At 39.3% G+C, this 14,080-nt stretch carries 13 protein-coding genes, 1 pseudogene and 1 riboswitch; of the genes and pseudogenes, 11 read left to right on the top strand and 3 right to left on the bottom strand.

The window, feature by feature from the left end; all coding sequences use genetic code 11:
- Positions 1 to 4: 4 nt before the first annotated feature.
- Both dapF and JF73_RS08280 read right to left on the bottom strand, forming a co-directional pair.
- Positions 5 to 991 (bottom strand): diaminopimelate epimerase, encoded by a 987-nt coding sequence (dapF, locus tag JF73_RS08285; protein WP_046327787.1) that lies wholly within the window; start codon positions 989 to 991, stop codon positions 5 to 7.
- Between the two features lie 20 nt (positions 992 to 1,011).
- The gene (locus JF73_RS08280; protein WP_046327871.1) at positions 1,012 to 2,364 is read right to left on the bottom strand and encodes an aspartate kinase; all 1,353 of its coding nucleotides are present in this window, start codon (positions 2,362 to 2,364) and stop codon (positions 1,012 to 1,014) included.
- A gap of 281 nt (positions 2,365 to 2,645) precedes the next feature.
- Positions 2,646 to 2,824, top strand: a riboswitch (Lysine riboswitch).
- Between the two features lie 86 nt (positions 2,825 to 2,910).
- Here JF73_RS08280 and lysA point away from each other — a divergent pair.
- The 7 genes from lysA to JF73_RS08245 are packed head-to-tail and all read left to right on the top strand — an operon-like array spanning position 2,911 to position 10,048.
- Positions 2,911 to 4,224, top strand: coding sequence for a diaminopimelate decarboxylase (gene lysA, locus JF73_RS08275; protein WP_046327786.1), 1,314 nt, complete (start codon positions 2,911 to 2,913; stop codon positions 4,222 to 4,224).
- An 8-nt stretch (positions 4,225 to 4,232) separates the two neighbouring features.
- Positions 4,233 to 4,943 (top strand): 2,3,4,5-tetrahydropyridine-2,6-dicarboxylate N-acetyltransferase, encoded by a 711-nt coding sequence (gene dapD / locus JF73_RS08270; RefSeq protein ID WP_046327785.1) that lies wholly within the window; start codon positions 4,233 to 4,235, stop codon positions 4,941 to 4,943.
- A gap of 4 nt (positions 4,944 to 4,947) precedes the next feature.
- Complete coding sequence (locus tag JF73_RS08265; protein WP_046327784.1) at positions 4,948 to 6,087, top strand: N-acetyldiaminopimelate deacetylase; 1,140 nt, start codon at positions 4,948 to 4,950, stop codon at positions 6,085 to 6,087.
- A gap of 18 nt (positions 6,088 to 6,105) precedes the next feature.
- The gene (gene dapA / locus JF73_RS08260; RefSeq protein ID WP_046327783.1) at positions 6,106 to 7,029 is read left to right on the top strand and encodes a 4-hydroxy-tetrahydrodipicolinate synthase; all 924 of its coding nucleotides are present in this window, start codon (positions 6,106 to 6,108) and stop codon (positions 7,027 to 7,029) included.
- Positions 7,029 to 7,787, top strand: coding sequence for a 4-hydroxy-tetrahydrodipicolinate reductase (gene dapB, locus JF73_RS08255; protein ID WP_046327782.1), 759 nt, complete (start codon positions 7,029 to 7,031; stop codon positions 7,785 to 7,787). Before dapA ends, dapB begins: the two co-directional genes overlap by 1 nt.
- 12 nt (positions 7,788 to 7,799) lie before the next feature.
- Positions 7,800 to 8,990 (top strand): aminotransferase class I/II-fold pyridoxal phosphate-dependent enzyme, encoded by a 1,191-nt coding sequence (locus JF73_RS08250; protein WP_046327781.1) that lies wholly within the window; start codon positions 7,800 to 7,802, stop codon positions 8,988 to 8,990.
- Positions 8,987 to 10,048 (top strand): aspartate-semialdehyde dehydrogenase, encoded by a 1,062-nt coding sequence (locus JF73_RS08245; RefSeq protein ID WP_046327780.1) that lies wholly within the window; start codon positions 8,987 to 8,989, stop codon positions 10,046 to 10,048. Before JF73_RS08250 ends, JF73_RS08245 begins: the two co-directional genes overlap by 4 nt.
- Before the next feature lie 159 nt (positions 10,049 to 10,207).
- Here the strand turns inward: JF73_RS08245 and JF73_RS08240 are convergent, their stop codons facing one another.
- Complete coding sequence (locus JF73_RS08240; RefSeq protein ID WP_046327779.1) at positions 10,208 to 11,197, bottom strand: LacI family DNA-binding transcriptional regulator; 990 nt, start codon at positions 11,195 to 11,197, stop codon at positions 10,208 to 10,210.
- Between the two features lie 132 nt (positions 11,198 to 11,329).
- On the opposite strand from JF73_RS08240, the gene JF73_RS08235 reads away from it, so the two are divergent.
- From JF73_RS08235 to JF73_RS09770, 4 genes and pseudogenes are all read left to right on the top strand, one after another.
- Positions 11,330 to 11,980: a bifunctional 4-hydroxy-2-oxoglutarate aldolase/2-dehydro-3-deoxy-phosphogluconate aldolase gene (locus JF73_RS08235; protein ID WP_046327870.1), complete on the top strand. Its 651-nt coding sequence runs from the start codon at positions 11,330 to 11,332 to the stop codon at positions 11,978 to 11,980.
- Between the two features lie 5 nt (positions 11,981 to 11,985).
- Positions 11,986 to 13,011: a sugar kinase gene (locus tag JF73_RS08230; RefSeq protein ID WP_046327869.1), complete on the top strand. Its 1,026-nt coding sequence runs from the start codon at positions 11,986 to 11,988 to the stop codon at positions 13,009 to 13,011.
- Between the two features lie 123 nt (positions 13,012 to 13,134).
- Positions 13,135 to 13,858 (top strand): annotated as a pseudogene (locus JF73_RS09870) (IS30 family transposase); the annotation flags it as partial.
- Between the two features lie 70 nt (positions 13,859 to 13,928).
- Entirely contained in the window at positions 13,929 to 14,075 is a 147-nt protein-coding gene (locus JF73_RS09770) for a hypothetical protein (protein WP_218838187.1), read from the top strand.
- Positions 14,076 to 14,080: the final 5 nt, after the last annotated feature.

Raw genomic sequence — 14,080 nt, 5'->3', positions numbered from 1 at the left:
TCCTTTACTTGTGATGTGTTGCCATAAATTTCTGGTAAGCTTCATTTTCTGTAGTTGATGTAATCTTAAAGTTACTAAAGCCCAGCTGTTTTTCGTGTAATTCACTTTCTGTGACATCAATATAGTGCGTAATTGTCGCATTACCTATTAATTCTATCCAATAGCTATGTGCAGTCCGATGTACTTTAGTTTGAACAAATCCTCCGGGATTGGAGATAGTTAGTAACTGCCCAAAAAGGTGTTCCTGCGGATAAGTTAATGCGTAAACCAGACTTGCGGCTGACATGCCAGTGCCGCAAGCATTGGTAAAACCTACACCCCGTTCGAAAGTGCGCACAAATAGATGATGTGCATTCAAAACTTGAGCAAAACTAACGTTTACGCCGTCTGGAAAATAAGGGTTTTTCTGATTTAACCTTGTTCCTAGTTTTTCCAATAAGTTACTTTGTAAAATGTTATTTGGCACTAAACTAATCAAATGTGGGTTGGGAACAGCAACTGCTGAAAATTTTAAATTAGGTGCAAATTCGGGAACATTTTGATTAATTAACTGAGTAGCGCCTAAATTGGTAAAGGGAAGATCATTTGCCTGAAAACTGACAGGGCTGATTTCAACACTGACTGCTTTAACATCTTGAGCCCAATCCGGCTTGCAGCTGACACGCAAATCACTCTGCATAGTCTCAACTTTAAATGTTTCTTTATGATATTTTTGTGCTAAATAGCGGCCGACAGTCCTTAGGCCGTTACCGCACATTGAAGCAAAAGAGCCGTCAGCATTGATGACCTGCATTTTACCTAAAACTTGGGGATGGTGTGACTTGCTGACTACAAGCAAACCGTCCGCGCCATTTAATAAACCTGTGTCGCGTTTGGTTATTTGCTGTGCCAAGTTGACTAGTTCTTCTTTAGTTAATGGTGCTTTTAATTGGGTTTGATCAAGCAGAAAAAATTGGTTTTGCGAGCCATGAACTTTTTGTAGTTGTACCATAAAGTTTCTCCTTTAAATATTTACTTAAAAAATTGCTGATAAATTTCTTTAACTGCCGCTGCTGCGTCAGCTCTTTTAGTGCCCAGCATGATAGAAATACGTGAGGCACCCTGATTAATCATGTGGATTGCGACGTGTTTCTGTGCCAACGGCATTGTAATATTCTTCATTACGCCAATCTTGTTGCGCATTCCTTCTCCTACTACCATGATGATGGCATAATCATCAAACCATTCTAGTTGGTCAGGTTGCAATGCTTGTTGAATTTCAAAACACATTTGCTGGCGGATTTGCTCATTAAATTGTCTTTTGTCAAAAATAACAGTCAGATCATCAATTCCTGATGGCATGTGTTCGTATGAAATATTAAATTTATAGAAAATTTGTAATAATTTAAGTGTAAACCCAACCTCTTTATTTAGTAAATATTTATGTAAATATAATGCAGCAAAATGACTAGAACTTGCGACCCCAGTAATTATGCTTTGGGGATGAAAATCATGCTCGGGCACAATCATTGTTCCTGGTAAATCAGGGTGGTTAGTATTTTTGACATTTATGGGTACTTGACCTTCAATTGCAGGAATGATCGCTTCATCATGGAAAACCGAAAAGCCAGCGTATGACAGCTCCCGCAATTCGCGATATGTCATAACTTTAATTGCGTGGGGGTGAGTAATAATTCTGGGATCAGCGGCGTATATAGCGTCGACGTCGGTAAAGTTCTCATATAAATCTGCTTTAATCCCCCGTGCCCAAATTGCGCCAGTGATATCTGATCCGCCACGGGAAAAAGTAGCAATTAAGCCGTCTTTGGTAATACCGTAAAAGCCGGGAACAACCAACACGTTATCTCTGCTAGACCACTTTTCTAAATTTTTGTAAGTTTCTGGCATCACTTGGGTGTCATTAGCGTTGTCAGTAACCATAAAGCCCGCTTCTTGGGGGTCAAGGAAGTAAGCTGGTAAATGATAATTTTGTAAAACTAAAGTCAAAAGTTGTGCGTTAAGTTTTTCACCGTGAGCTTTAAAGCTAGCCATTAAATAGTCTTGATTAGGGTAATCAGCTTTTGGCAAAGCAATTAGTTCTTGCAGTAAAGGTTGTAATAATTGTTCAGATATTTGAAAGTAAGCAGCAATATCATGATACCTAGACCAAATTGTTTTTACAGTTGAACTGCAATCCTCTTTATTAATTGTTTTATGTGCAAACTCAATTAATAAATCTGTTACTTTAATGTCATTTGCAAATCTTTTTCCTGGAGCAGAAGCTACAATTACTTTACGAGTCTGATCAGCTTTAATAATATTTACTACTTTTTCAAATTGCTCCCCGTCTGCAAGGGAACTACCACCAAATTTAACGACTTTCATGTTAATACCTTTCACAATTAAATTTAATTTTAAGTAATTAGTATTGCATTTTATCATTAAAATTTTAATCTTCAATCAAAAATAAAAAGAGAACTTTTGAAAATGAGCCATTTTGATTAACTGTTTTTAAACTGTAAAAAGCCAAAAAACATTGCTACTAGAAGTTTTTTGACTTGTAGTTAAAATGACATTTTTTTAAAATCATTGTCTTTATTTTAAAAACAAAAAATAATTCTGACTGAAAATGGTTGACAATGATATTAATTAATAATAATATTTTAATAAATCGAAGAGGTTGCAACCAACAAAAGTAGCTGGTGGAGTTTCTGCAAAGGCTGAGAAACTAGTGAAAGGGGCGGTTGCCGAAGCATTAATTATTGCGGTAATTAATTAGCTGGGACGTAATCTAACAGGTTACGGACTGTCGCAATTTTATATTCGCGGAGCGCTATCGACAAAATTGATACCAGATAATAACTTGAAGGACTCTTTTGTTAGGCACGACAAAAGAGCCCTTTTTATTTTAAGAAAAAGGGAGAGACTTAAATGGCTGCTAATGATTATTATCAAACTAATGCTCAAGGTCACTTGGTAATTGGTGGGGTTAATGCACTAAAATTAGCAAAAGAGTTTGGTTCTCCATTAGTTGTTTATGACGTACAAAAAATCAAACGGCAATTTCGGGCTTTCCAAAACGCTTTTGCAAAAGAAAATGTGAATTATGCGATTAGTTATGCCAGTAAAGCATTTGCTACGATAGCAATTTACCAGGTAATTAATGAGCTGGGCGGACATGTGGATGTTGTTTCTGGGGGTGAATTATATACCGCGCTGCAAGCAGGTTTTCCTGCAGCAAGAATTAGCTTTCACGGTAATAATAAAACTGCAGCTGAGTTATTAATGGCTGTGAAAAATCATGTTGGCGTCATTATTTTAGATAATTTTACTGAAATTAAGTTGTTAGGCCAGATTTTACAAGAAACAAATAGTCAGATGCAGGTAATGTTGCGGCTAACACCAGGAGTTTCGGCACATACTCACGAATATGATCAAACTGGTCAAGAAGATAGTAAATTTGGTTTTGATATTCGTTCGGGTCAAGCCGAGCAGGCCTTTTTACAGGTTAAAGCTAACGCGCAAATGGAACTAATTGGTCTGCACGCACATATTGGCTCACAAATTCTAGAGACAGCCGGGTTTAAGCTGGAAGTTGAAAGACTTATGCAATTAGTCAAGGACTGGGAGCAAAAATATGATTACCAACCGCATGTTTTAAACTTAGGGGGCGGTTTTGGTATTAGATATACCGAACAGGATGATACTTTAACTGCTCAAACCTTCATCAGTCAAATAGTGCAGACAGTTAAAAAGTGTGCGCAAATAAGCCACTTAAAAATTCCGGCTATCTGGATTGAACCAGGACGTTCAATTGTCGGTGAAGCCGGTTATAGCTTATATACAATCGGTGCTCGCAAAGAAGTACCTGGACTGCTTCCTTATGTAGCAGTTGATGGGGGCATGGGTGATAATATTAGACCGGCACTTTATCAAGCACAATATGAGGCAGTATTAGCAGAAAAGCCACATGCAGAACCAGTAGAAACGGTTAGACTGGCGGGACGTTATTGTGAATCAGGCGATATTATTATTAACAAACTGAAAATCCCTAAAAGTAAACCGGGCGATGTAATAGCAGTTCTGGCTACTGGCGCTTATGTTTATAGCATGGCATCGAATTACAATCGTGTTCCAAGGCCAGCAGTCGTATTTGCAGAAAATGGTCAAGCACAGGTAGTAGTTACACGTGAAACTTATGCGGATTTAATTAGTCATGATCGCTTTTATCAACCGAAAGGATAATTAAAAATATGAAAAAAATGTCGGCAACTGAAATTATTGATTTCATTGCTAATTCAACCAAAAAAACACCTGTGAAAGTATATATCAAGGCTGAGATGTCTAAGTTAAAGTGGCCTGAAAATTGCAAGATTTTTAGTGAAACTCATACCGGGGTCATTTTTGGAGATTGGCAAGACTTAGGTCCTTTTTTAGAAAAAAACGCCGAGAAGATAACATATTATCAAGTGGAAAATGTCAGTCGGAATTCTGCTATTCCCCTGCTAGACATGAAGAACATCTCTGCCAGAATTGAACCGGGTGCCCTTATTCGTGAAAATGTTGAAATAGGCAAAAATGCGGTAATTATGATGGGGGCTGTCATTAATATTGGAGCAGAAATTGGTGAAAATGCCATGATTGATATGAATGCCGTTTTGGGCGGCCGAGCAATCGTTGGTGCGAACAGCCACATAGGAGCAGGAGCGGTAATTGCCGGAGTCGTGGAACCAGCCTCAGCACAACCTGTAAAAATAGGCAAAAATGTTTTGATAGGTGCTAATGCAGTAGTTTTAGAAGGAGTCCAAGTTGGTGACCATGCGGTAGTAGCGGCAGGAGCGGTAGTAACAAAAGATGTACCTGCAAACAGCGTCGTTGCCGGAGTACCAGCAAAAATTGTTAAAATGCGTGATCAAAAAACTGCCTCTAAGACAGGAATTGAACAGGGACTAAGAAAGCTGTGAATTAATGTTAACTTCTGCGCAACTTATTAAAATTCGCCGTGACTTGCACCAAATACCGGAACTAGCATTGCATGAATATCAAACACAGAAATATCTCTTGCAAGTCATTGGTAATTTTAACCAGAAAAATATTGAAATACGTACATGCCCTGAACTACCTACAGCTATATTAGTTCTGGTTCGGGGAAGTAAACCACAAAAAACAATTGGTTATCGAGCAGATATAGATGGTCTGCCAATTCAAGAAAATACTGGCTTGTCGTTTGCTTCTCACAATCATGGTCAAATGCATGCCTGTGGTCATGACATCCACATGACAGTAGCGCTTGGAATTTTAGCTTATTTTTGTGATCAGCAACCGCAGGATAATTTACTTTTCTTTTTCCAGCCAGCTGAAGAAAGTGAAAGTGGTGGTAAAAAAGCTTATGAAGCTGGGGTTTTTACTGGTAAATGGCATCCAGATGAATTCTTCGCCTTGCACGTTACTCCCGACTTACCCACCGGCACAATTGGCTGCCGTTTAGGAACATTATTTGCGGGCACAACTGAAATCAATATTGACTTATATGGTAAAGATGGTCACGCCGCATATCCACAGCAAGCTAATGATATGGTAGTGGCCGCTGCTGCTTTAATAGAACAAATTCAAACAATTATATCTCGCAGTATTGATCCAATTGCAAGTGGTGTTATTACAATAGGAAAAGTTAGGGCTGGAACAGTTAGAAATGCGATTGCCGGTCATGCTCATTTAGAAGGAACTATTCGCGGGCTAACTCAAAAAATGATCGAAAGAATCGATCAGCGTCTGCGGGAGGTAACTCAAGGAATAGCACAAAGCTATAATGCTAAGGTTGATTTGCAGCTTAATCAAGGCGGCTATTGGCCAGTTGAAAATAATCCTCAAATCACAAGCGAGTTCATTAATTATATGAAGGAAAATACTCAAATTAATTACCAAGAGATGCAGCCGGCTATGACAGGAGAGGACTTTGGCTATTTACTGGCACAAATACCTGGTACCATGTTTTGGCTGGGCGTAAATGATAGTTCCCAGCTTCATTCTGCAACATTTAATCCGCACGAAGAAGCAATAATATTAGGAATTAAAGCAATGGTAGGTTTTTTACTGAGTCACATGTAGCTCAAAAGGAGAAAAAACATGACTAATTTTGATAAGGCAGATTTAATGACCGCGATAATTACCCCTTTTAATAAGGAGGGAGAAGTTGACTATCCTGGTCTGAAACGATTAACCGAGCATTTACTCAATACAGGTAGCAATGGCTTCGTCATTGGCGGTACGACTGGTGAAACAGCAACCATGACCCATGATGAAAAAATTGCGTTATATACTAAATTCGCTCAAATAGTTGATCACCGTGTACCTGTGATAGCCGGCACAGGCAGCAATAATACTGCCCAAACCGTTGCGTTTACGCAAGAAGTAGGACAAATTCCCGGTATTGATATGGCATTAGTAGTTGCGCCATACTATAACAAGCCGAATCAAAGAGGAATTACAGCTCATTTTCAAAAAGTAGCTGAAAATTCACCTGTACCAATCATTATTTATAATATTCCGGGACGAACAGGAATTAAGATTAGCAAGGAAACTCTGGTTGATTTATCGCGTAATCCAAAAATTGCTGGTGTTAAGCAGTGCTCAGATTTAGAGGACTTGGAATATATTGTTGAACATGCAGCCAATGACTTTTTGGTATATACAGGCGAAGACTTACAATCTTTAACGGCTAAAGTCTTGGGAGCAAAAGGAGTAATTTCGGTAGCTTCTCATATTTATGGCAAAGCTATGCGGAAAATGTATGATGACTTAGATCAGGGCAAAATTGCTGCAGCGGGTAAATTGCAAAGACAACTAATGCCGAAAATGCAAGCATTATTTATGTACCCCTCCCCTTCACCGGTTAAGGCAGTTTTAAACGCTCAGGGTTTACCTGCTGGTGGCTGCCGGTTACCGATTGTAGATTTAAATGAGACAGAAAAACGGCAATTAGCTATTCATTTAGGTTTAGATGAAGCGGCTTTATTGCATGAACTGCCACTAGAATTAGGAGTAGATTAATGAAAAAAATTTTAATAGCTGGTGCCACAGGATCTATGGGCAGACAAGCAGTTCAATTAGTTGAAAAATTACCGGATTGCCAATTGGTAGCAGTTTTAGCACCCACAGCCTCTAGCAGTTCGGATTTCAAGCCTGACGTTAAGCGATTTGATAATTTAGCAATGGTTGATGTTGCTGCTGATGTTTGGATTGATTTTACTACTCCACAAGCTGTTTATGAAAATACCGAATTTGCACTCAAGCACCATATACGTCCTATTATTGGCACTAGTGGTTTAACTACTGAACAAACTGAGAAATTACAAGCAATTGCACAAAAAGAAAAGTTAGGCGGTATTATTGCTCCTAATTTTGGCTTGTCGGCCGTGTTATTAATGAAATTTGCGCAAGAAGCAGCCCGTTACTTTCCTGATGCTGAAGTCATTGAAATCCATCATGCTGACAAAAAGGATGCTCCGAGTGCTACGGCTATTACCACTGCCAAATTAATTGCTGCTAATCGTAATTCAGAAAACTGCTCTCAAACAGCAAATGATTCTCAAGCTCGCGGTGCCGATTATGATGGCGTTCCCGTTCACTCTGTGCGGTTACCCGGCTATATAGCTCACGAGCAGGTGCTTTTTGGTGGTCCTGGCGAAGCTTTAACTATTAGACAAGACTCGTTTTCACGTTCTTCATTTATGCAAGGCGTGAAAGTTGCTTTAGATCAAATAATGAATTTATCGGAATTAGTGGTCGGTTTGGACCAAATTTTATAAGGAGAATAATGAATGCCACAATTAGCTGCTGATTTAACTTCAATTACCCACATACCTTTGGCACAAATTCCTGCTTCTGGTATCCGGGCTTTTGCTCAAAAAATTGAAAATGTACCTGATTTAATCAAATTGACTCTGGGAGAACCAGATTTGAATACACCTGAACATGTTAAGCAAGCGGCTGCTCAAAGCATTTTAGATAATGATTCACACTATTCAGCTCAAAAGGGAACTTTAAGACTGCGGAAGGCAATCAGCAATTATTTAAAACGTAAACAAAATCTTTCGTATGATCCTGAAAGTGAAATTATTGCTACTGTCGGTGCAACTGAAGCCATAGCTGCAACTATGTTGGCATTGTTTCAACCGGGAGATCAAATTATTGTACCAACGCCATCGTATGCTCTTTATTTTCCGTTAATTGAGTATACTAAAGCCGAATTGATTGCCATTAATACTGCAGACACAAATTTTGTTTTAACTCCGCAAGTTCTGGAAAAAACTCTAACTAAGTATCCTAAAGCAAAAGCCATTTTACTGAATTACCCGACTAACCCTACCGGTAGGGAGTGCCCAGCCTCAGTTTTAGGTCAACTGGCTCCAATTATTAGGCAGCACCAGCTGTATGTGATTTCTGATGAAATTTATAGTGAATTGACGTATGATTTTGCCCATATTTCAATAGCTCAATATTTACCTGAACGCACTTTAGTAATTAACGGTCTTTCAAAATCTCATGCTATGACGGGTTATAGAATAGGTTATGTGACAGGTCCAGCTGCTTTAATTAGTTTAGTTGCCAAGATGCACGCCTTTTTGGTAACCGCACCTTCTAATCCTGCTCAAGCCGCGGCTGCAGAAGCCCTTGAAAATGGCGATCAGGATCCTGTCGAAGCAAGCATAATTTATCAAAAAAGGCGTGACTATATTGTTGCTGCTTTGAATAAAATGGGTTTAAAAACGCATAAGAGTGAGGGCGCATTTTATGTTTTTGCCCAAATACCAGCAAGTTACGGTCAAAATGACGAAGCTTTTGCCTTAGATTTAGCACATGAAGCTAAAGTTGGTGGTACTCCCGGAAGTGCTTTTGGTGCTGGTGGAGAAGGATATATTCGCTTTTCATATGCTGCTGGCGATGAAGATCTGCATACAGCTATGAAGCGTATTCAAAAATTTTTAGCAGAAAAGGGCGATATTAAATGAAAGAATATGTAGTTGCAATTTTAGGTGCTACAGGCGCAGTGGGTCAACGCTTAATTAGTGAATTGGAACATGCACAAATTCCTGTTAAAGAAGTTAAATTGCTGGCTTCTAAGAATTCAGCAGGTAAAAAACTAAAATTTAAAAATCAAGAAATTAAAGTAGAAGAAGCACGGCCGGACTCGTTTAATGGCGTAGACTTGGTTTTATCATCTGCCGGCGGTGCGGTGTCTCAAAAATTGTTGCCTGAAGCGGTTAAAAGAGGAGCAGTGTGTGTAGATAATACCAGTGCTTTTCGTATGGCTGATGATGTTCCGCTAATTGTGCCAGGAGTTAACGATGACCAATTAGTTAACCATCACGGAATTATTGCTAACCCCAATTGTTCAACAATACAAATGGTGGCTGCGCTTTATCCACTGCACGTTAAATGGGGAATTAAACAAATTATTGTTTCAACTTATCAAGCCGTTTCTGGTGCCGGTAAGGCAGCTCGGGATGAGCTGCTTCAACAAGCACAAGATAGGCTGAATAATCAAGAGACTGAAGCCAAAATATTGCCAACTGCATCTGCTAAAAAGCATTATCCGATAGCATTTAACCTCTTACCGCAAATTGATGTATTTGAAGATGATGGTTATACACACGAAGAATGGAAAATGATTCATGAAACAAAAAAGATTTTGTATAATGATCAAGATTCACAGCAGATAAAAGTTACTGCTACTTGCGTACGGGTGCCAGTTGAAATTGGTCATGGCGAAACGGTTTATTTCGTTCTTAAAGACAAATCAGTCACTGCTGCTGCTATCCAGCAGGAAATTAAGAAGACTCCAGGACTGGTTCTACAAGATGATCCCCAAAACCAGATTTATCCACAACCCCTGTTAGCAGCGGGCAAAAAAGAGACTTTTGTTGGGCGTATTCGTCCAGATCAAGAAAACCCCGGCGCATTCAATATGTGGGTCGTAGCTGATAACTTGTTAAGAGGCGCCGCCAGCAATACTGTTGAGATTGCGGAATGCCTGGTACGTGATAACTTAGTTCATGTTCCTAAGTAGCTATTTATATTAGCAGGCTAAAAAATGTTTTGTACTGTGCTTTTATAGTGTAAATTAGTCAGAATAAATTAACGAAAACCAATATTATATTCAATCTGAAAAAGCGTTGAGAAGATAAGTTCTCAACGCTTTATTTTTTGAGTTAGATTTTGCCCCTTTTTAGTCTTTTTTAATAAAACTGGTTTTAACCATTGAAGTATGAGGTATGTTTTGTTTGTTTGCCAATAAATTAAGCATGATTGCACCAGCTTTTTGCCCCATTTTGTAAGGGTCTTGCAATATCATCTTAGCAGAGGGCCAAATAGACGAAATTAAGCTGGAATCCGCAAAACCAGAAATTTCTATATTTTTGTTGGGTAAAAGGTTGGCATGAATTAAATCTGGTAAAAATAACAAAAGCCAACGTTCTTCTAGAAAGAAAAGCACGGTTTTTTCTGCTTTTTCAGCCAAAATTTTTTCTAATTTAGCAAATATTTCCTTATGTTGGAGCATTTTTTCGTCAAGTTCAAAGATAGTAACTTGCGGATAAACAGCTTTAATACCTTTAAGACGCTTTTGCCTAGTCGAGGCAATTGCGATTGCGGATGAAAAAACAATTGCTTGTGTAAATCCATGTTGATAAAAATACTGAGCAGCTTTTTTACTAGCTGCAAAATTTTCGCTTATTACTTGGGGCCACGGGGAGTCCTTTAATTGACGGTCAAGAATTACAATTGGCAAATCTCTCCGGACTTCAGATTTGATTTTAGCAACATCGCTACTTAAAGGCTGTAATATTAACCCGTCATAAGTATTTAATCCCACCATATTAATTAGCTGTTTTTCTTTAGCTTGTTGAGAATCAGTATCAAGCATTACGGTGGCGTAGCCAGCGCGTTCTAAGACGGAATTCGCTCCCTTATATAATTCGGTAGAAAACGAATCAGCTATATTAACAACAATGATCGCAATCATTTTACTTTTGTGAGTTATTAGCTGTCTGGCTGCAGCATTCGGAACATAATTCAGTTTAACAATTGCGTTTTTTACCTGATCAGCTGTTTCAGCTGACATTCGATTAAGTTGACCATGTAAATAACGTGAAACTGTTGCAATAGAGACATTTGCCAAGCTGGCAACATCTTTAATACTTGCTGTTTTTTTCTTCATAATACCCTCGAATAATTGTACTAAGTTCATTATAGCAAATAACCAAAAACTGACGGGTCCGCGAAAAACGTCATTGAATTATTTTGGGTAAAGGTTTACCATAAGACAAAAAGAGTAATGAAAGGACTTACAATGCAAGAATCAGAAACACTTTTAGCTATCAAAAATGCAGGAATAGTTGCAGTAGTTAGAGGAAACTCTCCTGAAGAAGCTGAGAAAACTGCCAATGCCTGTATTAACGGTGGAATTAAAGCGATTGAATTAACTTTTACTGTGCCTAATGCTTCAGAAATTATACAAAAACTAAGTACAAAATATGCTAAAGACACAGATGTTGTGATTGGTGCCGGCACAGTTTTGGATGCAGTAACTGCAAGAATTGCACTTTTGGCAGGAGCCAAATTTATTGTAGCTCCTACTTTCGACCAGAATACCGCATTTTTGTGTAATGAGTATCAGGTACCTTATATACCAGGTTGTATGACTGTGAGTGAAATTCAAACGGCTATGCGCTATGGTGCAGAGATTGTTAAAGTTTTCCCGGGAAGTACCATGGGACCTGGCTTTGTTAAGGCTGTTAAAGCACCTTTACCCCAAGCTAATATTATGCCGACTGGTGGTGTTAACTTAAGCAATATGCACGAGTGGTTCGAAGCTGGCGTCACTGTAGTAGGTGCGGGCAGCAATTTGACTGCAGCTGCTGCCAAAGGAAATTATGCGGCAGTAACTGAGCAAGCTAAGTTATATCGCAAAGAATATCTGCGAATTAAAGAAAATAGGTGATGGGTATGCAAAAGGTTGTCACTTTTGGTGAAATTATGTTGCGTCTGAAGCCGCGTGAAAACGAGCGTATCATTCAAACAGATAGCTTTTCTGGTCTATATGGAGGAGCAGAAGCAAATGTAGCCGTATCACTGGCTCTATTAGGTGATAATGCTCAATTTGTTTCTAAAGTACCAGCTCATGCTATTGGTCAGGCAGCATTAGGAGCGCTAAGTTGTTATGGGGTAGATACCAGTGAAATTCATCGGGGCGGACCACGCTTAGGCATTTATTTTTTCGAAAAGGGAGCCAGCATCCGCAATACCAGTGTAGTTTATGATCGGGCAGGAAGTTCTTTTGCTGTGGCGCCGGCTGAAGAATATGACTGGGACCAAATTTTGCAAGATGCGGGTTATTTTTACTTTTCAGGAATTACGCCCGCGATTTCTTCTGCATTGCAAAAAGCACTTTTGGCGGCTTGTCAATATTGCGCAAAGCATGATATTAAGGTTATCTGTGACCTTAATTATAGGGGAAAAATGTGGTCACCTAAGGATGCTCAGATAGCAATGGCAAAATTAATGCCTTATGTAGATATTTGTCTTGCACATGATGAAGACTTTGAGGCGACTTTAGGGATCAAAGCTTTTGATAACGATATGAGTCATGGTATTGAGCAAAGAGAAACATTTATTCAAGGGATGAAAGAAATTTCGCGTAAATATCCTAAATGTCAGACAGTAGCCAGCATTTTAAGAGATATTCATTCGGTTGAGGATTCAAAGTGGACTGCTTTGATGGTTGATCATGGTGAGGTTTTTCAGGCACCAGTCTATCAAATGCATGTCTGGGAAGGTGTAGCTTCTGGTGATGCTTTTGGTGCCGGTTTAGTTCATGGCTTGGTGCATCATTTTTCTAAGGAAAAGATGCTTAATTATGCCTTAGCAGCCAGCGTCTTAAAATTAACTATTAGCGGTGATTTTAACTTAGTTAGTGATGCAGAAATTCAAGCGGTAATGGCTAAACAAGGTAATATGCGTGTATTAAGATAAAAAGTGGTAAATTGTAAAATGAAGTTGAACACTTGCCCTGATTAGAAAATGAAAAAAGTCCATTGGACTTCTTTGATAGAATGTAATTACCAACCTAATTCTAGAAAGAAGTCTCCAATGAACTCGCTTGATGCCTGTGCCGGTCGCGCCTTAGCCAGCGGCGTCTTTGTCCGGAATGAAACAGTCTGCACCAAGACGCTTTATCATTATGTGGAACTTGATTTATTACAGATTAAGGCAACTGACTTGCCTGAGTGCTTAAGCCGTAAGACGAAAGCCAAACGGGTACGCCAGCATAAACGCCAGCTGGGCCGCAGTATTAGTGAACGGCCTGCTGCTATTAACCAGCGCCGCGAGTTTGGTCACTGGGAGTGCGACTTAGTTTTAAGGACATAATACCAAAGATGACCAGGCCCTTTTAACCCTGTATGAACGCATGACCCGCAAATTCATGATTATCCCGATTAAGGATAAGACGGCTGCCAGCGTCATGGCGGCCTTTAAAACATTGCGCAGCCAATACCAGGAACACTGGCACGAAGTCTTTAAGACCATTACCACGGATAATGGTTCTGAGTTTGCGGATTTAGCCCAGTTAGAACAAGCAGCGCAGACGCTGGTCTACTACGCGCACCCTGATACTTCTTGTAAGAAGAGCGGGGTTGAGCGGCACAACCGGCTAATCCGGCGCTTCATTCCTAAAGGTCAGTCCATCAAGGATTATGACTTAAGGCAAATCTATGGCATTGAGGACTGGTGCAATAACCTGCCCCGCAAGATCTTAGCCTACCACACACCCGATGAATTATATGAAAGAAGATTAGATTGCAACTATCAGATCAAGTAGGGTGTTCAACTTAAAATTACAATTTTCGAAAGTTATTATTACTTTGCACCAGTTGGATAAATTAAATTCCATGCAGGCGCATATTGTATTCGTTGGCAACAAAAAGTGTGTTTTTCAAGGTAATCTTAGCCAAATGCTGCAGGCGACAGATACAGATGATATTGATATTGCATTTAAGAAAATGCGATCAGGCAATATCTTGTTAAATCAAGAGTGACTATA

The sequence above is a fragment of the Lactobacillus helsingborgensis genome, assembly GCF_000970855.1.
Lineage (GTDB): Bacteria > Bacillota > Bacilli > Lactobacillales > Lactobacillaceae > Lactobacillus > Lactobacillus helsingborgensis.
The sequence above is the reverse complement of the archived record's forward strand: the minus strand, read 5'-3'. Positions and strand labels throughout refer to the sequence as shown.